We start from the raw sequence: 20,664 nt of genomic DNA, 5'->3' as shown, positions 1-20,664 counted from the left end.
TGGGCGGCCTCATCTCGCTCCGCCGCATGCTGCATGATATTCGGCAAGGCTTTTCGTCACCCGCCAGACCAAAACCTCTTCCGGATCGAGTGGCGCATCGGAAAACAGTGCGGCTGCCGGCATGTGCTGCCAGAAAAGCGGAAGTGGCACGGCTTTCCCTGCAAGCGCACCGTAAAGGCGCGCGACCGCGGATTGAGCCGGCTCAGACGTCCAATAGTATCGGATGCGATCAGACAGCGAGTAATGACGAAGCCAGCGCTGCTCGTCCTCCGTACCATGATAGTGACGGCTCCAGTTTTCCGGATGCGTCAGCATCAAAGCCTCCATCGCAGCGTATAGCGGACGTTCGCCATAATCAGACACGAGGTCGGATGCGATCAGATCCAGCCCGTAGAGGGCCTCGCGCAGGACAAAGGTCAGTTCCGGCCCAACCTTGAGGATCGGAAAACCGTCTTCGACGAGTGCGCTCAGCGGACGAGTGCCCTGATAATCGGTGGAATGCGCTTCGAACACGAATTGTGGCTCGTCCTCGAGCACCTGCTTCAACGCGTCGATCCTGCCGCGATCATAGCTGATGACATTATGGTTGCCGAACTCGACGCCCGGCTGCACCACGAGGCCGATGGCACGCGCAAACGCCTCAGCAAGGCCGGCCTGTGCGAAGATACGACGATGGATATCGATCGTCCGTCTGGCGGCCGAAGCCTCGGTCGGCTCGATCGTGGTCAGCGCGTGATCGGCACCACCGGGAGGAGGAACCTCCGTGCCGATTACATAGACCGGCATGGCGCCTCCTGCCCGCCTTGCCGCGGTCTCCGCGACGGCGGCAAGCCGTGCAGCGCGATAGGCGGTCGTCTCGTCGTCCAATGCGGCGGGTTCGCCCAGGCAGCCCATCGACGCGTCCAAGTGGATCTTGCGGAAGCCGGCATCGATATAGGCCGCGACCATCCTCTCGGCTTCCACCATGGCCTCTTCGGCCGCACGATCCCGCCAGGGATTTGGCCCGAGATGATCGCCTCCCAGCACGATGAGATTTTCTGGGCACCCCTCCTCTTTGGCGACGCGCAGGACGAGGGCCGCAAAGTCCTCAGGGGTCATGCCCGTATAGCCGCCCAGGTGGTTGACCTGGTTGCAGGTGGCCTCGATCAGAATCGTGCTCGAATGAGCCCGCCCATGACGCAACGCCGCTCTCAAGACGATCGGATGGGCCGAGCAGACAGAGGTAATACCAAGAGGACGACCCTGAGCCCTGAGCGTGGCCAGTTGATTGAGCGCAATCTGCATCAGGAGCGCCTTTCCGTTGAGGCGATGAACGCGTCGAGCTCCTGACGTGTGCCGGCACCCTCCATCGGGCCACGGATCGCAACATTACGCGCACCTGCAGCCGAACCATAGGTGAGAGCCTCACCTGGAGGCATTCCGAGCCGCCGGCAGGTGAGGTAAGCGCCGCCGAAGCAATCGCCGGCACCGGTCGGATCGACCTCGTCGACGAGGAATGCAGGAGCATCGATACGGCCTCCATCCTTGCCGAAATAGGTCGCGCCTTCGGCACCGCGCTTCAGCACGATCTCCTTCACGCCGATTTCGAAAAGGCGGCGGATCGCTTCGGCTTCGCCTGGCACACCTGCCGCCCTCTCGAGCTCCTCACCCGACGGCAAGAGAAGATCGGCGGCAGCGACGAGCCGGGAAAATCGGCGTTCGGTGTCCTCATCGAGCTGCAATTCCTTGCGGATGTTCGGATCGACCGACAGCGTACCGCCCCGCGCCTTCACGATGTCGACTGCCTTGTCGATCACCTCCCGAGCACTCTGGACGGAAAGTGCCGAACCCATCACGTGAAGGTGCCCGCTGCGGCTGATGAGATCGCTGACGTCCGGAGACCAGCCGAAACGTGCGGCCGCGGACCTTGCGATATTATAGACGAAGTCGCGGGAACCGTCGTTGCGGTAGCGGACGAAGGCGCTTCCCGTCGGATAGTCAGGATCGACGGCAATGGTAGAGACATCGACGCCGTCACGCCTGAGGCGGTCGACATTGACACGACCGAAATCGTCATTGCCGACCGCTCCGACCATGGCCGCCGAGCCGCCGAGTCGGCCGCATTGCGAGATGAAGATCGCCGGCGCCCCGCTGGCGAACGGGCCAAAAAGAGGCTGAGCCTCAAGGAATCCGTCTCCGACGGTCGTAGCAACGATCTCCACGAGGATCTCACCGACGCAAACCGTGGGACCGAGACTGTCCGGAGCCAGCACTGAAGTCATTGCAATCCTGCTTTCGATAGGTGTCGCTAAGTCGCTGTTGATCGTTGTAAGGCGCCGTCTTCACCGCCGAATTCCTCGTTTTCGAGAGAGAGGAAGCGCTGGTGCAGCATGCACGCCGCGCCGAAGGCGGACCCGAATTCCGCATCGTCATCAACGACGATCTCGGGTGTCGGAAAAGGAATGTTCTGGCCCTCCGCCATGTGGACCGCCACACGGGCAGCCACCATCGGATAGAGCGAGGCCACGGAGCCGCCGAGGACAATCCGGACCGGATCGAGCAGACGGCAGGCCTGCAGCAACGCATAGGCAAGATGCCGCGACCACATCTCCGCTATGTTCACCGCGTCCGGGACACGGTCGCGAACGTCGGTGAGGAAATCCTGTAGATCGACGTCGGTACGGCCGGTCGCTTCCCGGTACTGCCGGATCAGCACCTCGCGGCCGATCAGCTGCTCGAATTTCTGTCCGCCGCTTCCCGGTACGAGGGTATGGCCGATTTCGCCAGCAAGGCCATGACCGCCACGAAACAGCTTCCCGTCGATCATGATCCCTCCACCGACGCCGGTCTCCATGAGCAGGAAGAGCGTCACCCCGGAAATGCCGCGACGATAGCTGTCACCGATGGCGAAGGCGTTGGCATCGTTCTCCACCGCAATCGGCACCTCGGCCGGAAAGGCGCTGCGGCCGATCTCCTTCAATGGCACCTCTCGCCAGCCGATGATCGGCGCAAGCGTGACAATTCCTTCCGGCCGGATATGCGCCGGCGCGGATATGCCCAGCCCCCTGCAGCGCTCGACCATTTCTGTCGACATGGCGTTCATGAGGAGCTCGACGCCCCGCGCCACAGCTTCCTCCACGGTCGAGGACTCCGCCTGGAAGGCCAGCCTGCGACAGGCACGGACGTCTGCCGAAAGATCCACGACGACAGCAGATATGTGCTCGACGCCAAGCTCGAGCCCGGCGAAGAATGCTGCATCCGGCACCAGTTCGAGCATGATCCCCGGCCGGCCGGCGCGCGATTGCTCCGAACGCTGCTTGCTGCTCTCCTCCGACTCCTGGACCAAGCCGCTTTCCGTCAACTCGGCAACGATCTCGCCCGACGACGAGCGGTTCATTCCAAGCTTCCGCGCCAGATCGGCCCGACTTAGGCGGCGATGGCCGTAGATCGTCTGCAGGGCAGCGACGATGTTGTTCTGCCTGATCCTGCGCGGCGAGCTTCCGATGGAGACGGTGTCGTTCATCTTCATTTCTCTTCAAATCGACTGCTCCAGCCTACACTTTCGAAGCAGATCGGCAGAAGGATTATCAAGGGCGCGCGTTCGTGACGCGGCGGCGTTTCGCTTCTTCATATTTCAGCTCGATATAGCGCTTGGCATGTGCCGCCAGCGGGTCATTGTCGGTCCAGGTGTCACGCCAGATTGCGCAGGCGAGCGAAAGGCCTTCGTCGACGACGGCGGTTGAAAAGCTCTCGAACACGATGTCGCGCTTGTAGTCGATATCGAGCAATGCATCGAAGATCAGGTCGAAGTTGATCACGCCGTCACCGAGATAGCCGCGGTTGCTTTCGCCGATGTGGAAGTAGCCGATCTTGTCGCCGGCGAGCCGGATCGCAGCCGCCGGATTTGCTTCTTCGATATTCATGTGGAAGGTATCGAGATGCAGGCGGACATGGTCCGATCCGGTCTCGGAAATGAACTTAAGTCCCTGGGCCGTCGTATTCAAAAGGTTCGTTTCGAAGCGGTTCACGACCTCAAGGACGAGGTCGACGCCCGCATCCCTTGCAATATCCGCAGTCGCAGCGATCGCGGCGACGCTGTTGTCCCAGCCCTTCTTCGTGGGCTGTCGATTATATTTGGTATGGGCAGAATAGAGGATGCCACCGAGCTTGTTGCCGCCGATGTCGCGCACCGCATGCACTGCATCGGCCAGCATCTGCCTACCGGCGGCGATGGCCGCCGCATCCTCGCTTGAGATATCCTTGTCGACGGGCAGGCCCATCGTCACGCCGATCTCGAGGCCGAGAGATTGCGCGAGCTTCGCCAGACGATCGAGATTGAATTTCTCCGGGCGCAGATAGGCGAATTCGATCGTGCGATATCCGTGCTCGGCCGACTTGTTGAGGGCCATTTCGAGGCCCTCCTGGGTTTGGCCGCCTGTCCATACAAATGAATGGATACCCAATCGACGCATGGCCATTTTCCTCCGCTGGATGCCTGCCTTCGCGCAACAGCTATGTTATTTAGTATGGCAAAGCAACAAATAAATTCGAGGATCGTAATTTTGCCTTTGCGAGGTAAATCATTGCGATGCAGCAATGTTATTCCTGCATCCTATCTCCGTCTCTCTTTCGTAAATTACTTTCTACCGAAAACAATAACATAGCTTGCATATTTGCAGGTTTAGACAACAAATATTGCGTAGACGGCATTTTTCCTCTACACAAAGGTCCGGCGACATGATCTCGCTGCTATCTGGGAGGATTGAAATGAACTACGCTTTGAAGGCCAGCGCGCTCGCGCTGACGCTCAGTCTCGCCACCGCTGCCTCGCCGGCCTGGGCAGATTTCTGGTCCGACGCCGGCGCCAAATTCAAGGGCGTGACGCTGCACGGAGTGACCGAAAGCACGCCGCCGTCCAACTACATCAAGGATGTGCTGGCGCCGGAATTCGAGAAGAAGACGGGCATCAAGGTCGAAATCGAGACGACGTCCTGGGATCAGATGTACGACAAGGCCATCAAGGACATGGAGGCCAAGACCGGCATCTATGACATGGTCTATATCGAACAGGACATCATCTATTCGTATCTGTCTCGGGATTTCCTCGTCGACATTACGCAGACGCTGAAGGATCAGGCGGACCTGAAGGCGCCGACCTACGACGACGCAAACTTCACCAGCTTTGCCGACTACTTCAAGGACAAGAAGGGTGATCTCTTTGGCGTTCCGATGGAAGCCTTCCTGAAGACCTACCTCTATCGCAAGGACCTTTTCGACGATCCGAAGATCAAGGAAGCCTTCAAGAAGGAGACTGGCAAGGACCTGAAGCCGGCGACCACGCATGAAGACTACACGCAGATCGCCGAATTCTTCACCAAATACGGCAAGGATAACGGCATTGAGCTCTGGGGCACCACTGCGCAGGCCCATACAGGCCACGCCGCGTCCTGGTATGAATATTTCGAATCCATCGCTCCGACCTTCGGTGTCTACAACTGGGGCATCGACGCCAGCAACAACTATGCTGCAACCGTCGAACATGGCGGTGCAATGAACAGCGACAAGGCGAAAGCCGCGCTGAAATACTGGCTGCATCTGCGCGACATTGCCCCGCCGGAATCGACCCAATCGACCTGGACGGAAACCGCCACGACCTTCGCTGCCGGCCGTGTCGCTCAAGGATTGATCTACGGTGAGAACGCCGCATGGATCGCGAGTGATCCTGCACAGTCGAAGGTGGTCGACAAAGTGGGCTTTGCCTTGCCGCCGCTGGAACCGGGCGTTCTGGAAGACGCGAAATCCGGAAAGGGCTATATCGGTTATTATGACGGCGGCGCCTTCGGCCTGCCGGTTACATCCAAGAACAAGGAAGCAGCCCTGCTCTTCCTCCAATTCATGGGTCAGAACGACGTGCAGCCTGATTGGGCGATCGCGGCACCGCGCATTACCAACAAGGCGACCTTCGACGATCCGAAGGTCAAGGCGATGGATGTCAAGCTCGGCGGTTTCTACACGATGCTGAAGGATGAGGGCAAACTCTTCGCCGGCGCCCCTCCGTATCCGTTCCATGCCCAGCTGCGTGAAGCAACCCTGCCGATCTTCTTCGACATCCTGACCGGCAAGATCGCGCCCGACGAAGGGCTCGACCAGATGGCGGCCAAGACGGAAGAAGAGCTCACGTCGCTCGGCTATCGCAAATAGGTCATCCTCCCCAACTTGGCGGGTCGTCTTCGCTTGGCGACCCGCTCCTTTCTTGACTTGAGAGGCCGCCCCCGTTGGGTGCCGAAGAGGATGAGGCGATGCATTCACAAAAACTTGGATGGCTGCTGCTGTCACCGACGATCCTGATCCTCGGGCTCTTCGGCATCTTTCCTTTCATCTACGTTGTCTGGGTTTCGTTTCACCAGTGGAACCCTTTCGCCGCAAATCCGCTGATGGTCTTCAACTGGGCTTCGAACTACCGGACCCTCGTTTTCGACAAGCAGTTCCTTGCTTCGCTCGGCATCACCATCGCCTTCGTGTTCTTCGCAGTCGTTTCCGAACTGATCCTCGGATACATACTCGCGCAGGCGCTGATGAAGGACTTTCCGGGAAAAGCGTTCTTCCGCACCATCCACACCCTTCCTCTGATAATGGCGCCCATCATTGTCGGATCGGTCTGGAAGCTGATGACGACACCGTCGATCGGCATCATCCCATATCTGCTGCGAAGCTGGTTCGGTTACGATCTGAACATCGGCCAGAGTGCGCTCGCGGCATTCACTATCACTGTCATCATGGACGTCTGGCACTGGACGCCGCTGGTCACCCTGTCCCTGATCGCTGCCTTGGTCTCGCTTCCGCCAGATCCCTTCGAGCAGGCGCAGATCGATGGCGCCGGCAAGAGCCAAATCTTCTGGCATATCACGCTCCCTCTGATCCGCCCTGCCCTGCTGGCCACGGTGTTCATCAGGCTCATGGACGCGCTGCGCACGGTCGACGAAGTTCTGATGCTGACCGGAGGCGGTCCGGGGTCGTCGACGCGCTATATCGGCGTTCACATCTTCAGAGAGGTTTTTCCGAAAACGAACTACGGCTACGGCTCAGCGATCTCGGTCGTCGTGCTTTATCTCACCATCGTCGTCTGCTGGCTGCTCTATGTTGGCCTGATTGCTCCCCGCGCGAAGAAAGGCTGATGCGATGAGAAGACAGAACCCCTGGCTTTCAGTTCTCTTGTGGACGCTGATAAGCTTTGCAACTCTCTTCCCGATCTACTGGCTCTTCGTCATCTCGCTGAAGCAGCCCTTTGACCTGTTTTCCACGCCAGACGTCGTCCTTCGGAGCTTCTTCTGGAAGAACTACCAGGACGTACTGACGAACGAGACCTTGCGGCGATACATGATCAACTCGCTGGTCATTTCGTCGGGGAACGCGATCCTGGTCACGACCCTCGGCTTTCTTGCCTGCTACGCACTGACGCGTTTCGATCTCGCAGGCAAGGAAAGCATCTTCTTCTGGACGATCACCAACCGCATGGCGCCACCGGCGGTCTTCCTGTTGCCGCTCTTCCTGTTGCTGACACAGGTCTACAGGATCGGCGACTTTTCGCTGGCTGATACCAGGCTCGGCATGATCCTGGTCTACTGCTCCTTCAACCTCCCCTTCGCCATCTGGACCCTGCGTCCGACCGTAGAGAGCATTCCGAAGGAACTGGACGAGGCCGCCTATATGGATGGCGCAAGCCCGTGGATGGTGCTCTACGACATCGTCTTTCCCTTAGCGCGACCGGGCCTTGCAGTGACGCTCATCCTCACCTGGGTGTTCGCGTGGAACGAATATCTGCTCGCCGCGACACTCACCAACTTCAACGCCCGCACGTTGACAACGGGACTGTCGGAATACGTGACGACGACCGGGACGGCCTGGGGCATCATGGCAGCGATCTCGATGCTGACCTTGATCCCGGCCCTCATCGTCTTTTCGGTGGTGCAGCGTCACATCGTTGCCGGGCTGACCTTCGGCGCAGTGAAAGGATAGCGGGATGGCCTCGAATTCTCGGAACAATGAAAGACAGCCAGGCTTCCTGCCGATCGAGACGAACTGGTTCGACAGGCTGTTCATTTCGGTCGTAATCTGGGTCGCTCTCTCCCTGCTCTGGATGCGGTTCATCGAACCGTTCGGGCTTTCGGTGTGGTTTGCGGCGGCAATCTCGGCCGTGCTCGGCGCCTACATCATCTGGAAGGGGTGAGCCGATGAATTATTTGCACATTACCAAGACGCAAGCCGAGCTGGATTAGGGAGAAACGACTTTGGCAAACGTACAGGTCAGCGACGTCACCAAGAGATATGGCGCGCTTCAGGTCATGCACGGCGTCAGCGTCGATATCGAGGATGGCGAATTCGTCGTTCTGGTCGGCCCCTCCGGTTGTGGTAAATCTACGCTGCTGCGCATGATCGCCGGTCTGGAGACCGTCAGTAGCGGCGACATCAGGATCGGAGGGCGGGTGGTCACCAATGCTCCGCCGAAGGAACGCGACATTGCCATGGTCTTCCAGAGCTACGCGCTCTATCCTCACAAGACAGTCGCCGAGAACATGGGCTTTCCGCTGAAAATGGCGAAGCGTCCGAAATCGGAAATCGCCGAGAAGGTCGGCAAGGCGGCCGAGATCCTTGATCTGACGCGTTATCTGGACCGTTATCCGAAGCAGCTGTCGGGCGGTCAGCGACAGCGCGTCGCCATGGGCCGGGCGATCGTCCGCGACCCTCAGGTCTTTCTGTTCGATGAACCGCTGTCCAACCTCGATGCCAAGCTTCGCGTCACCATGCGCGTCGAAATCAAGGAGCTGCACCAGCGCCTGAAGACGACGACTGTCTATGTGACGCATGACCAGATCGAAGCGATGACCATGGCGAACAAGATCGTCGTCATGCGCGACGGAAGGGTGGAGCAGGTCGGTAAACCACTCGATCTCTATGACTTTCCGGCCAATCTCTTCGTGGCTGGTTTCATCGGCAGCCCGTCGATGAACTTCCTTCAAGGCAAGGTCGCAACCCGGGAAGGCAAACAGGTCGTCGTCACCGATCAGGGCGTCGTCCTTCCCGTCGGAGGCCTAAATGCCGAAGATGGGAAAGCCGTAACCTATGGCATCCGTCCCGAGCACATCACCATCGCCGAAGACGGTATCCCGGTTGAGGTGTCGGTCTACGAGCCAACAGGTTCCGAAACGCTGATCTTCGGCCGCGTCGGCGGAGTACCGATCGATGCCCTCATCCGCGAGCGTATCGAAGTCACACCCGGCAAGGTGCTGCATTTTCATATTGATCCCCGCCGCGTTCACATCTTTGATCAGGCAACGGGACAGCGATTGTAAGGCGAGGAGCATATGAATTTCGAAGGTAAAAAAGTAATCGTCACCGGCGCCGGCAAGGGTATCGGCCGCGTTGTCGCAGAGATATTGGTCAAACGGGGCGCCAAGGTCGCGGCACTGACCAGAAGTGCTGATGACGTCGTTTCGCTGCGTGAGGACTTAGGCTGCCAGGCCATTCAGGTTGATCTTGCCGACGCAAACGCCACTCGGGAGGCGGCGCGCGCCGCACTTCCAGCGGACTTCCTCATCAGTTGCGCGGGAACGACCGAACTGCAGTCCTTCCTCGAAACCACGGTCGAGGCGTTTGACCACCTGATTGCAGTCAACACGCGCGCTCCGATGATCGTGGCACAGGAATATGCACGATCCTTGATCGAAGACGGTCGCCACGGCGCCATCGTCAACGTGTCCTCCGTCGCGGCCTTCGTCGGCATCCCCGATCATGCGGCCTATTGCGCTTCGAAGGGCGGCCTGGACGGCCTGACGCGTGTCATGGCCAAGGAATTGGCGCCGCAAGGGATTCGTGTAAATGGCGTTCATCCCACGGTGACCTTGACGCCAATGGCGATCAAGGCCTGGAGCGATCCCGAAAAGGCGGCGGGAATGCAACAGCGCATCCCAGTCGGCCGGTTCGCGGAGCCCGAGGATGTGGCGGAGGTGATCCTGTTCCTACTGTCGGACGAAGCCGCGATGGTCAACGGCATCTCGATGCCTATCGATGGCGGTTACATGATCGCGTAGCGCCCTATGTTCCCTGGCCGAGCGCGGACCGGCCAAGAAAACCGCCAACATCTGACGATACTCAACATGCAACTTCGTTGGGGTTTCGGCGGGTCAACCGGCGGAAGCAATCTTCCTGGCCGCGTTGATCGCCCTGCGCGCACCTGATCGCAATTGAGCGGTTTCCGCTCCGGCGATGACGAAGGCGAAACCGAACTTCAGAAGCTCGCCTGCACGCTCGCCGTCACCGGCAAAAGCGCAGGCGAATTTTCCATGCGCGCGGCAACGCGCAACTGCGTGCTGCATGGCGCTGTCGATCTCAGCCGCATTCGGTGCGACCTGATCGCCATGGGAGAGCGCGATGGAAAGGTCCGAGGGACCGATGAAGATGCCGTCGACGCCGGCGACGCCGAGGATATCATCGATTGCATCCAGCGCCGCGCGCGTCTCGATCATGGCGATTGCGACCGTCAGGTCATTGGCGTTCTTGAGATAGTCGTCCGCCGAGAGACCGGTATGATTGAGCGCCAAAGAGGGACCCCAGCTGCGCTCGCCGGCCGGCGGGTATTTTGTGGTCTTAACGAAGGCCTTCGCATCCTCGGCCGAATTAATCATCGGCGCGATGATGCCGGACGCGCCGGCATCGAGCAGGCGCGAGGCAGAGGCGAAATCGCCGACCGGAATACGGGCGAGCGCCGGCTTGCCGGCAATACGCACATGGCTGACGGCAGCCGCTGCAGACGGCAGGTCCCACATGCCGTGCTGCATGTCGAGGACGACGGCATCGAAGGCTTCCTGTGCCAGGTGATTGACCAGCAGCGGATCGGGAATGCCCACCCAGGCGGAGATCATCCGGCTTTCATTGTTCCGGATCCGGGCTGCAAAGCCTTCGATGTCAGCTGCACTCATGGCATTCTCCTCAATTCGCCAGACCACCAATAGCCGTATATTTGACTTCGAGGAACTCTTCGACGCCGCATTTCGAACTTTCCCGGCGGATGCCGGACTGCTTCACGTCGCCGAAAGGAGCGACCGCCATCGAAATGAGTCCCTCATCGATACCGATGAATGCCGAATTCGAGAGCCACGGCAACCCGGAAGATGCGGCCGGCGCGGATCAGACAGTCGAAATAGTCTCGTCACCAGGGGCGAAATTCGATCCTCGCAGAGCCTCGCAAACGGCGCGCGTCACATCCGCCGTCGTGGCCTTGCCACCGAGATCCGGAGTGAGAATGCCGGCGGCACAGACCTGTTCCACTGCCGAGATCAGTATCTTTGCCGCGGCCGTTTCGCCGAGATGTTCCAGCATCAGCGATGCCGTCCAGAAACTTCCGACCGGGTTGGCGATGCCTTTGCCGGTAATATCGAAAGCCGAACCGTGAATCGGCTCGAACATCGACGGAAAGCGGCGCTCGGGATCGACATTGCCGGTCGGTGCGATACCAAGCGAGCCGGCAAGTGCGGCCGCAAGGTCGGATAAGATGTCGGCATGCAGGTTGGTTGCAACGACTGTGTCGATGCTCTTTGGTTTTGCGACCATGCGGAAGGTCATGGCATCGACCAGTTCCTTATCCCAGGTCACGTCGGGAAAGTCCCTGGCTACTTCGGCGGCGATCTCATCCCACAGCACCAGACCGTGACGCTGGGCGTTTGATTTTGTGACGACGGTCAGAAGCTTGCGCGGACGCTTCTGCGCCTCGCCGAAGGCAAAACGCATGATGCGCTCGACGCCCCGGCGCGTGAAGATCGAGGTTTCGGTCGCCACTTCCTCCGGCAGGCCGATATGCGCACGGCCGCCATGGCCGGAATATTCCCCCTCGGAATTTTCGCGCACGATCAGCCAGTCGAGATCGCCTTCCTCCACGCCCCTCAGCGGGCTTCTCACGCCCGGAAAGATGCGCGTCGGGCGGATATTGGCATATTGGTCCAGACGCTGGCAGATTGGCAGGCGCAAACCCCAGAGCGTGATGTGATCCGGCACGTCGGGTGCGCCGACGGCGCCGAAATAAATCGCGTCAGCCTCTTTCAACAGAGACAAAGCATTGTCCGGCATGAACGCGCCGGTCCTGCGATAGCGTTCGCTGCCCCAGTCATAGTGATCGACGTCGAGCGCAAAGGCACCGCTGCGGGCGGCCAGCACTTCAAGCACTTCAAGGCCGGCAGCGATGACTTCGGGGCCGATACCGTCGCCGGGAACGGAGGCGATGCGGTAGCGTCGTAGCTGCGTATTGGTATCGGCGTTCATGCGATCCCCACTAATCATCAAATCGTGCCAGCAGCATCTGCTTGGCAATTATCCGGTTGCACCTTCAGCCTGTTGGCGATCCTGCTTTTCATGGCTGTTGATTTCTTGCACAGATAACCAGGATTCTCGACGATATTTTGCGGTATTTTCTACGCGCGTCTGGCGCGGAATGACGCTTCACTTAGAGCGCGATGCGGCAGGCAATGGGCCTTCACCTGCCCGTCAGAACGGCAATCCGACATAGTTTTCCGCAAGCGCTGTCGAGGCGGCGCGCGAATGGGTCAGATAGTCGAGTTCCGCTTCCTGAATCTTCTGATCGAAATCGCCAGTATCGGGAAAACGATGCATCATCGTCGTCATCCACCAGGAAAAGCGTACCGCCTTCCAGATGCGGGCAAGCGCTCTCTGCGAATATGCTTCGAGACCGGCTCCCGAACGATCATCGTAGAATTCCCTCAGGCCCTCGAACAGGTAATGCACGTCGCTTGCAGCAAGGTTCAGCCCCTTGGCGCCGGTCGGCGGCACGATATGGGCGGCATCGCCGACAAGGAAGAGGTGGCCGAAGCGCATAGGCTCGGCCACGAAGGATCGCAGCGGCGCTATCGACTTTTCGAAGGATGGAGCGGTCTTGAGGGCCTCGGCGTGATGGGCCGGCAGGCGGCGGCGCAACTCGTCCCAGAAGCGCTCGTCGCTCCAGTCTTCGACCTTCTCGTCTAGGGAACACTGGATGTAATAGCGGCTGCGCGTCGCAGAGCGCATGGAACAGAGCGCGAAACCGCGCGGATGATTGGCGTAGATCAGTTCGTGATTGACCGGGGAGATATCGGCGAGCAGACCGAGCCAGCCGAAGGGGTAGATCTTTTCGAAGCTGGTGATCGCTTTCTCCGGAACCGCCTTGCGGCTTGGGCCGTGGAAGCCGTCGCAGCCGGCGATGAAATCACAGTCGATACGGTGAGTGACACCATCCTTCTCATAGCTCACGAAGGAAGAACCACCAGCGAAATCCTGCGGCACGACATTGGCGGCCTCATAGATCGTCGCAGCACCGCTTGCCTCGCGCCGCTCCATCAGGTCACGCGTCACCTCGGTCTGGCCGTAGACCGTGACGCGCTTGCCACCGGTCAGGCCATAGAGATCGATGCGGTGATCGCGTCCGTCGAAAGCCAGTGAAAAGCCGTCATGCGGCAGACCTTCAGCATGCAGCCGGGCGGCCGACCGTGCCTCATCAAGAAGACGGACGGTGCCCTCTTCCAGGACGCCTGCCCGAACGCGGCCAAGAATGTAGTCCTTGCCGACCCGATCGAGAATGATGTTGTCGATGCCGGCTTCCGTCAGCAACTGACCGAGCAGCAGGCCGGAGGGGCCTGAACCAATGATGGCAATTTGGGTGCGCAATTGTTTCCTCCACGCAACTGGCTTATGGCAAATTGTGACCTTTAGCCCTTCCCGCAGCAATGGACTTTCCCACCGAAAAATTGCACAAAACGAACATGGGAACGGAAGGAAACCCATGACGAGACATGTGCCGACCTATGAGCTCTACGGCGAGATATCGGGCAACGAACCCGACTTCTGGCTTCACTGCGAAACAATTCCCTCGCGCAGCAGCCTGCACCGTTGGGAGATCAAATTGCACCGGCACGCGAGCTTCTTTCAGATATTGTACATCGACGCTGGCGAAGGCGATGCTATTTTCGGCGAGCAGAGCCACGCCATCCAGCCGCCTGCGGTTGTCACGGTTCCTCCCGGTCTCGACCATGGCTTTCGTTTTTCGCGTGATATCGACGGTCTTGTCGTCACCATGCTGAGCGCCAACCTCAGCCACCCTCCCGGCGACCGCAGCCTGCTCGGCGAGTGGCTCGCCGTCCCTCATCTCACGGCGCTCGATCCTCAAGATCCCGACGCAGCTTATCTCATGCAGAGCTTGAAGCGGCTCGGCGAAGAATATCGACACGACCGCAGCGGCCGTAGCGAACTTCTCGCCTCCTACGTCGCGGTCGCGCTACGGCTAACGGCCAGGATTTCCCATCAGGAGAATGTCAGCCGGTTTCCCGCTGATGAAAACGAACGGCGGATGGAGCAGTTGACAGGCCTCATCCAGCAGCATTTCCGCTCACACAGACCCGCTTCATTCTATGCCAGGGAAATCGGCGTCTCGCCGACCCATCTCAATCGCATCGTTCGCTCGGTGACCGGAAAGACGGCTCACGACCTGATCGCCAACAAGCTCATCGACGAGGCCAAGCGTGAACTCGTCTTCACGCTCGCAAACGTCCGGGAGGTCGGCTATCGACTTGGCTTTGCAGACCCGGCCTATTTCTCCCGCTTCTTCCTCAAGCATGCGGGCGAGACGCCCAAGGATTGGCGCAAGCGGGAGAAGAACAGGCTGGAGCGAACCTAGGCCGTTCGACGCGCGGGAGCGTCGGCAAGGAATTCCTCGATGAACTTCTTCTGCAGCAGGATGCCGTCCCACTCATCCGCAAAGAACGGTGAATCGTAGATCAGCGTGTAGGGCCCGGCATAGCCGGCCTTTTCGCACATTTCCAGGCATTGGCGGTAGTCTGCAGCATCAAGCCCGGAAGCGTTGTAGTCGGCCTTGGCATGGCAGATTTCGGCGCGGCGCATGATATTGGCCAGCCCTTCGTATTTGGCGGGTGCCGCCCAGTTTCCGAGATCACCATTGAGGCCGACCTTGCCGTCGAGTTCGTCGAGCAGCCGGTTCATTTCCTTCGGCGAGGGCAGAAGCGCGAACCAGTTTTCGGTGACAACACGCACGCCGCTTCCCGTCGCCTGCCCGGCCAGCCATTTCAGGTGCCGCGCGGACCGCGCCAGATTCTCCTCGTTCGGCGCCTGCTTGCCGGCGATAACGCGAATGCGCTCGGCGCCGAGAGACCTGGCGATTTCGATCCAGCCGGCAATCCAGCCTATGTCGCGCTCCGCCGTCTCGGGATTGCTGGGGTCGCCGTCTTCCACGAGCAGTGTCTGGAAAAGAATGTTGGAGGCCTTCAGCGCGTCACGGAATTCCGAGAGGTAGCCAGCATCAAGGCTCGGCAGATGGAACGAGCAGACCTCCAGCCGACCAAGTCCGCGCTCGGCGAGCATGCCGGGTACTTCGAGCAGGCTGACAGTGCCCTGCCCATAGGGTTCCTGGCGTGCTGCACTTTTCTGCGGATCGGGACCGTAAGGGTAGGTTGCACCCAGCATCCGATGAAGCGACCACGTGGAAACCGCAAACCGGCCGTTCTGCAAAGCCTGCATCTTTCAACTCCTCCCATTTCCTCGGGACGACATTGGCAAGAATGATGCGCGGCTTCAAGCCCGCAATCACCTAGATCCGGTCACCGCGAATGACAGCTTCCGCCGCCAGCGAGACCGCGAGAAGTGCATCGTCGCGATTAGCCGGAGCCGAGAGAAGGAAGCCGGCCGGCATATCCGCCTCGCCCTTGCCGCAGGGGATGGAAACGCCGCACCAATCCAGGAAATTACCGAGCGCCGTATTGCGCAGCGTCTTGCCATTGGTGGCAACGAAAAGCTCGTCGTCACGCTCCAGTGCGGCAATCGGCGGCGCGACATGGGCAACCGCAGGGAAGGCGATCAGGCGATTGCCGATCAGTCGCTCGGTATCGGCGATCAACCGGGCGCGTGCAGCAAGAATGGCGATATAGTCGGGCATGCTGGTCTTTTCGCCGAGACGGGTGCGCATGACGACGCGATGATCCATGCGCGCGGCCTCCGGCCCTGCAAGCCTTTCGCGATGGAGAGCGAAGGCTTCCGCAGTCACGAGCGCGCCATGTTTTGCCATTAGCGAGATGATTTCGTCGAAAGCCGGGATTTCGATCGAACTGATAAGCGCGCCGGCAGAACGCAGTCGCTCGACACCGCCTTCGAAGGCTTCGGCGACACCAGGCCCCAGACCATCGAGCACGACATTCCTGGGTATGACGATATCGATGCCTTTCAGCGACTGCCGGGTAATGATCGGGGCGGTCAGACCACGCATGGCGGCATCGATCCATATCGCGTCCTGGACGGACCGGCAGAGCGGGCCGAGCGAATCGAGGCTCGTCGCCAGCGGATAGACGCCTTCCATGGCATAGCGCCCGCGCGTTGCCTTGTAACCGACGATGCCGTTCAGGGCGGCGGGAATACGCACCGAGCCGCCCGTATCCGTGCCCATCGCAACCGGTACAAGGCCTGCGGCCACCGCCACGCCCGCACCGGAGGACGACCCGCCGGGAATGCGCGGTTCATCCTTGCTATGGGGATTTTCCGGCGTACCGTAGTGCGGATTGATGCCGAGTCCGGAGAAAGCGAATTCACTCATATTGGTGCGACCGACCGCCAGCATGCCGGCATTCTTGAGTAGCGTGACGATGGCCGCGTCGTGCTTCGCGGGTGCGTCGTCCGTCAGGACCACCGAACCGGCCGTGGTCGGCATGCCCTCGATATCGAAAAGATCTTTCCAGGCAATCGGAATCCCGTCGAGTGCACCGAACGAGCGGCCGTCACGTATACGCCTGGAGGAAGCATGAGCCTCCCGCATCGCCCGCTCGCGCAACAATACCGTAAAGACCGCCTTGTCGGCATATTGCTCGATCCCGTCGAAAATCGCGTCCGCGACATCCACAGGATCGACCTCGCCGCTCTGGATGAGTAGGGAAAGCTGAGCGATAGACATCGCACCGAAAGCAGGGGTCATTGGGAAAGTCCTGTGGATATCGAACAGGATTTACCTCCTATCATTTGGCAGGACCAGCCCTTGCACGGCTTTTCACGATGATTAGTACGATTTTGTGAACACTGAGTTTGATTTAGCGCTCTTCAATTTACTGCAGTTAAGACACACATGCGGTGCTGCACGCGGGAGCCGGATCGGCATGCCATTAGCTTGCCTTCCCAAGCCGTATCCCGGTGCATTGCAGGAGACTTGAAATGACACAATCTGAAACTTGGACCTCCGGTCACCAGGATATGGTGCACCAGCATGTGAAGGAGGACGTGAGTTACGGCGAAGCTGAACGCGATTACGCCGACCACGTCAGCGCACAGAAGCTGTCGGTCCTGGAGCGGATCGTGGTCGTGGGCGCCCTCGTACTGCTGAGCTTTGTAGGCTTCACAGCACCGTCGGCACAGACATCAGCGACCGATCCGATGACGACTTCGGCTATTGAAGAGCAAGCGCCTCCGGGTGATAGTCTGGTGCCACACCACCAGCGCTACGGCCATTGCCGTGAAACGAGCCCCTACGCAGACAAGGTCTGCTAAGGGCAAGCGATTTTCGCCGGGCATGGAATCTTTCGTCTGACGTGCATTTCAAGCATAGGAAAGGAAAGAACCATGGCCGGCGACTTGGATTACGACCTTCACCGCTTCATCGAAGCGCAGAACGGCATATACAAGCAGGCTCTTGCGGAGCTGGAAGCCGGTCGCAAGCGCTCCCACTGGATGTGGTTCATCTTCCCGCAGATCGCCGGTCTTGGAACGTCTTCAATGGCGGAGAAATATGCCATTCGCTCGGCAGAAGAAGCCTCGGCCTATCTCGCTGACCCCATCCTCGGCAGCCGCCTTTTGCGCTGCGTCGAGGCAATCCTCTCCGTCAAGGATCGCAGCGCGCACGATATCATGGGCTCCCCGGATGATCTGAAGCTTCGCTCCTCCATGACACTGTTTGCCGCGGTCAGCGATCACGGCTCGCCCTTTCACAAGGCGATCGATCATTTCTACGACGGAAAATTCGACGAACGGACAATTTCCGTCCTAAGTGCCGGCAACGGCTAACCTGGAGTATGCTCCAGCGCCGCGATCTCCTCAGAGATTTCCTCGATACGCTGCCTCAGATCGATTTGCGTACCGTCGTCCACTTCCTCTTCGCCAAAGCAATAGCGTGCATCGTGCAGTTCGAGTTTGGCTTCAAGCTCGGCGCGTCTGGCATATAGGTGCCGGAGATAGGTGTAATTCATCTCTGCCTCCAGATTGCCCCCAGATCAGCAGAACGACCATCCAACCCCTAAGGTTCCCTGGCTGCGACAATATCAGCCGAAAGCGGAGATCGCCACATTGCAGGCTTTTTCAAAATGGCAGGAGCAGCCACCATCCGCCATGGCCTGACGGGTAACACGCGCACCCTCAAGCAGCAGTGTCAGCGTATCGGCGAGCAGTTCCGGCTCGCGCGAACCGGCAGCCACACAAAGGGCCGCAAGACGGTTGCGCTGCATCGCCTTGTGACGCTCGATCAACTCGTGCGCCGGATGGCCTTCGCCCTTCAATTCGATGGCAGCGTTGGCGAGATCGCAACCGGCGGGCTCGCCGTTCAGACAGTGAGCTCTGTCCTCGACCCAGGCAAGCAACTGGCCGCGTGCGTCGCCCGGGTGTGCGGCTTCGAGATCGCGCCAGATCTTCTCGGCTTTTTCGGAGGCGCGGCGCAGTGTCTCGCAGACCAGCTCATCCTTGGAGCCGAAATGCCTGTAGAGCGTCATCTTGTTGGTGGCAGCCGCATCCGCAATGGCATCGACGCCAATGCCGCGAATGCCGCGCTCACGGAAAAGCTCCGACGCTGTCGAGACGATACGTTCCCTGGGAGGGATTCGATCATCTGAAGCAGCTACGGAGATTTCATTCAATGATTCTGATTTTTTCGCGGACGAAGTCCTTGACATCGATGTGACCGATCGGTAACAAATGCATTGTTACTTACCGGTAACACCACTCTTCGCAGAAGTCAATGCCAGGAGCACTTGGCAGCGGGAGTGGAACACGGGCGACCGCCCACGAAAGGAGGACCGTACCATGAGAAAGACCAGAGAAGATTTGACCATTTCCGAAGCCCTTCGCGACCCGCTGATCGCCATGGTGCTCCGCGCCGACGGCGTGAAGCTTGAAGATTTCAAGCAACTCCTTGAGACGGCCGCACACAAACGCGAGCCGCGTCCCTCCACGGTGAGCGAAATGATCGGGTCCTTTGCCAGCCGCGCCAATCTGCCGGCGATGCCCTGCTTCGGCTGACCTGACCACTGGCCCCACAAGGCCCGATCGGCACTGGGGATAAGCCCTGTTCCCAGACGGGCTGCCGCTATCAGGCGGCAGCCCTTGCGATGTCGTGATTGCTCACATCTATATCGATTCCCAATAATTCATCCCGCGACCTTGAGACGCTCGCCGCCGGGGGCGCCATCCTCTGACAACGCCCACCGGCGGTGGCTCGGCAAGCCGCAAAAGGGGCGTCGGCTTGCCACTGCTGACCGCGATGTCTGGCAGGAGACTTGGCCGACATCCGATCAGCCGGTATCGCTGATGGGACGAAAACTCAAACTGCGGCTTGTTGTTCCGTCTGCGGCACCGCCGATGCGTGACGGGGCGCCCGCAGATGGATCTGTCGCCTGCAATTACAGCACGTCCCATGACGGCACCCGATGCCCGTCTGCGGCAGCCACCGAAGATTTCATATCCAGAAATTTTGCGATTTGCTTCGCGGACGGCTATGCCATAGTAATGTAACAGGTTCGCATGATATCAGAGGTATGTTGAATTGGACGGAAAGACATCCCCCGCAATCCACTCCGAAGATGAAGACCCGGCCGAAGGGACCGGCGCCAAGGGCGCGCGCCGCGCACGCGTCAGCGGCATCGATCGCGCGCTGCAGGTGATCGACCATCTCTACGAGACGGGATCGCCGGCCGGCGTCTACGCCATCGCCAAGGCAGTAAAGGCACCGCTTTCTACCGTCTATGTCATCGTCGACGATCTGGTCGAAAAGAATATGCTGACGCGGCAGTCCGACGGGTCGATCTGGCTCGGCTCGCGGCTCTACCATTACGGCCTCGCCTATGCGCGGTCGCTCGATTTCATGAGTGTCGCGACGCATGAGATGCATGACCTTTGCCGCCAGGCCGGCGAAACCGTTCAGGTCTGCGGCCGTGACGGCGATTTCATGCTGGTCCTGGCCATGGCCGATGGCCCCAGTCATTTCCAGGTCGCCTCCCGCGTCGGTACTCGTGTACCGCTCAACTGGACTGCATCTGGCCGTCTGTTGGTCGGGCATCTGCAGGAAGACGAGCGGGTCGAGCTCTTCAAGCGCTGTGCCCGCTCCTCGCCGACGGGCCGCGCAGAGATCGATCCCGCAACACTATCGGAATCCGCCGGAAAAGCCTTTGAATCGCGCCTCTCGATCCAGGCAGGCGAATCCGATTATGCGGTTGCCTGCATCGCCTCGCCGATCTGCGATCGTGAAGGTCAATGCGTCGCCACCATTTCCATCGTGCTGCCGGAGCAGAAAGCCTTTTCTGACGAAAGCCACTATACCGCACAGGTACGCAGTTCCGCCGAGCGCATCGAAAAGTTGATGGGCTGGCGCAGCCATTAAGCACTATTCGGACG

The 20,664-nt window shown here is 59.7% G+C and carries 22 protein-coding genes; 11 read left to right on the top strand and 11 right to left on the bottom strand.

All coding sequences use genetic code 11. From position 1 onward, the window contains the following. Window positions 1–9: 9 nt before the first annotated feature. The 4 genes from LVY75_02535 to LVY75_02520 all read right to left on the bottom strand — a co-directional run bounded on the left by LVY75_02535 (window position 10) and on the right by LVY75_02520 (window position 4,451). Window positions 10–1,284 carry a D-tagatose-bisphosphate aldolase, class II, non-catalytic subunit gene (locus tag LVY75_02535; protein XAZ20862.1) on the bottom strand — a complete coding sequence of 425 codons (1,275 nt, stop codon included), beginning with the start codon at window positions 1,282–1,284 and terminating at the stop codon, window positions 10–12. Beyond that, the gene (locus LVY75_02530; GenBank protein ID XAZ20861.1) at window positions 1,284–2,261 is read right to left on the bottom strand and encodes a sugar kinase; all 978 of its coding nucleotides are present in this window, start codon (window positions 2,259–2,261) and stop codon (window positions 1,284–1,286) included. Before LVY75_02530 ends, LVY75_02535 begins: the two co-directional genes overlap by 1 nt. Window positions 2,262–2,287: 26 nt before the next feature. Next, on the bottom strand, window positions 2,288–3,502 hold the full coding sequence (locus LVY75_02525) for an ROK family protein (protein ID XAZ20860.1): 1,215 nt from the start codon (window positions 3,500–3,502) through the stop codon (window positions 2,288–2,290). 64 nt (window positions 3,503–3,566) lie between these two features. Then, window positions 3,567–4,451, bottom strand: a complete 885-nt coding sequence (locus tag LVY75_02520) for a sugar phosphate isomerase/epimerase (GenBank protein ID XAZ20859.1) — start codon at window positions 4,449–4,451, stop codon at window positions 3,567–3,569. Window positions 4,452–4,746: 295 nt separating this feature from the next. On the opposite strand from LVY75_02520, the gene LVY75_02515 reads away from it, so the two are divergent. The 6 genes from LVY75_02515 (at window position 4,747) to LVY75_02490 (ending at window position 10,067) form a co-directional block, all read left to right on the top strand. Next, on the top strand, window positions 4,747–6,180 hold the full coding sequence (locus tag LVY75_02515; GenBank protein XAZ20858.1) for an extracellular solute-binding protein: 1,434 nt from the start codon (window positions 4,747–4,749) through the stop codon (window positions 6,178–6,180). A 98-nt stretch (window positions 6,181–6,278) separates the two neighbouring features. Next, complete coding sequence (locus LVY75_02510) at window positions 6,279–7,154, top strand: sugar ABC transporter permease (GenBank protein ID XAZ20857.1); 876 nt, start codon at window positions 6,279–6,281, stop codon at window positions 7,152–7,154. Window positions 7,155–7,158: 4 nt separating this feature from the next. Continuing rightward, window positions 7,159–7,995 carry a carbohydrate ABC transporter permease gene (locus tag LVY75_02505; GenBank protein XAZ20856.1) on the top strand — a complete coding sequence of 279 codons (837 nt, stop codon included), beginning with the start codon at window positions 7,159–7,161 and terminating at the stop codon, window positions 7,993–7,995. A 4-nt stretch (window positions 7,996–7,999) separates the two neighbouring features. Beyond that, window positions 8,000–8,206: a DUF2160 domain-containing protein gene (locus LVY75_02500; GenBank protein ID XAZ20855.1), complete on the top strand. Its 207-nt coding sequence runs from the start codon at window positions 8,000–8,002 to the stop codon at window positions 8,204–8,206. A 115-nt stretch (window positions 8,207–8,321) separates the two neighbouring features. Then, complete coding sequence (ugpC, locus tag LVY75_02495; protein ID XAZ21295.1) at window positions 8,322–9,329, top strand: sn-glycerol-3-phosphate ABC transporter ATP-binding protein UgpC; 1,008 nt, start codon at window positions 8,322–8,324, stop codon at window positions 9,327–9,329. A 12-nt stretch (window positions 9,330–9,341) separates the two neighbouring features. Then, on the top strand, window positions 9,342–10,067 hold the full coding sequence (locus LVY75_02490; protein ID XAZ20854.1) for an SDR family oxidoreductase: 726 nt from the start codon (window positions 9,342–9,344) through the stop codon (window positions 10,065–10,067). Between the two features lie 93 nt (window positions 10,068–10,160). On the opposite strand, the gene LVY75_02485 is transcribed toward LVY75_02490, so the two are convergent. The 3 genes from LVY75_02485 to pobA form a co-directional block, all read right to left on the bottom strand. Beyond that, window positions 10,161–10,955 (bottom strand): aldolase/citrate lyase family protein, encoded by a 795-nt coding sequence (locus tag LVY75_02485; protein XAZ20853.1) that lies wholly within the window; start codon window positions 10,953–10,955, stop codon window positions 10,161–10,163. A 208-nt stretch (window positions 10,956–11,163) separates the two neighbouring features. Continuing rightward, window positions 11,164–12,291 carry a tartrate dehydrogenase gene (locus LVY75_02480; protein XAZ20852.1) on the bottom strand — a complete coding sequence of 376 codons (1,128 nt, stop codon included), beginning with the start codon at window positions 12,289–12,291 and terminating at the stop codon, window positions 11,164–11,166. A 222-nt stretch (window positions 12,292–12,513) separates the two neighbouring features. After that, complete coding sequence (gene pobA / locus LVY75_02475) at window positions 12,514–13,686, bottom strand: 4-hydroxybenzoate 3-monooxygenase (GenBank protein ID XAZ20851.1); 1,173 nt, start codon at window positions 13,684–13,686, stop codon at window positions 12,514–12,516. A gap of 115 nt (window positions 13,687–13,801) precedes the next feature. Between pobA and LVY75_02470 the strand changes: the two genes are divergently transcribed. Beyond that, window positions 13,802–14,692 (top strand): helix-turn-helix domain-containing protein, encoded by an 891-nt coding sequence (locus LVY75_02470; GenBank protein ID XAZ20850.1) that lies wholly within the window; start codon window positions 13,802–13,804, stop codon window positions 14,690–14,692. Here the strand turns inward: LVY75_02470 and LVY75_02465 are convergent. Then, the gene (locus LVY75_02465) at window positions 14,689–15,549 is read right to left on the bottom strand and encodes a sugar phosphate isomerase/epimerase (GenBank protein ID XAZ20849.1); all 861 of its coding nucleotides are present in this window, start codon (window positions 15,547–15,549) and stop codon (window positions 14,689–14,691) included. The genes LVY75_02470 and LVY75_02465 overlap by 4 nt on opposite strands. A 70-nt stretch (window positions 15,550–15,619) precedes the next feature. Further along, entirely contained in the window at window positions 15,620–16,990 is a 1,371-nt protein-coding gene (locus LVY75_02460; GenBank protein XAZ20848.1) for an amidase, read from the bottom strand. Between the two features lie 233 nt (window positions 16,991–17,223). On the opposite strand from LVY75_02460, the gene LVY75_02455 reads away from it, so the two are divergent. Together LVY75_02455 and LVY75_02450 are read left to right on the top strand one after the other, a co-directional pair. Then, window positions 17,224–17,556 (top strand): hypothetical protein, encoded by a 333-nt coding sequence (locus LVY75_02455; protein ID XAZ20847.1) that lies wholly within the window; start codon window positions 17,224–17,226, stop codon window positions 17,554–17,556. 72 nt (window positions 17,557–17,628) lie between these two features. Next, window positions 17,629–18,069: a DUF1810 domain-containing protein gene (locus LVY75_02450; protein ID XAZ20846.1), complete on the top strand. Its 441-nt coding sequence runs from the start codon at window positions 17,629–17,631 to the stop codon at window positions 18,067–18,069. Here LVY75_02450 and LVY75_02445 read toward each other — a convergent pair. Continuing rightward, window positions 18,066–18,251, bottom strand: a complete 186-nt coding sequence (locus LVY75_02445; protein XAZ20845.1) for a hypothetical protein — start codon at window positions 18,249–18,251, stop codon at window positions 18,066–18,068. The genes LVY75_02450 and LVY75_02445 overlap by 4 nt on opposite strands. 72 nt (window positions 18,252–18,323) lie before the next feature. Then, window positions 18,324–18,947 (bottom strand): TetR/AcrR family transcriptional regulator, encoded by a 624-nt coding sequence (locus LVY75_02440; GenBank protein XAZ20844.1) that lies wholly within the window; start codon window positions 18,945–18,947, stop codon window positions 18,324–18,326. A 130-nt stretch (window positions 18,948–19,077) separates the two neighbouring features. Between LVY75_02440 and LVY75_02435 the strand changes: the two genes are divergently transcribed. Both LVY75_02435 and LVY75_02430 read left to right on the top strand, forming a co-directional pair. After that, a complete protein-coding gene (locus tag LVY75_02435; GenBank protein ID XAZ20843.1) occupies window positions 19,078–19,293 on the top strand; it encodes a hypothetical protein in 216 nt (71 codons plus the stop codon). A 523-nt stretch (window positions 19,294–19,816) separates the two neighbouring features. Further along, entirely contained in the window at window positions 19,817–20,650 is an 834-nt protein-coding gene (locus tag LVY75_02430; GenBank protein XAZ20842.1) for an IclR family transcriptional regulator, read from the top strand. Window positions 20,651–20,664 lie beyond the last annotated feature (14 nt).

This window comes from Sinorhizobium sp. B11 (assembly GCA_039725955.1).
Taxonomy (GTDB): domain Bacteria; phylum Pseudomonadota; class Alphaproteobacteria; order Rhizobiales; family Rhizobiaceae; genus Rhizobium.
Note: the sequence above shows the minus strand (reverse complement) of the source record. Positions and strands in the feature narration are given on the sequence as shown.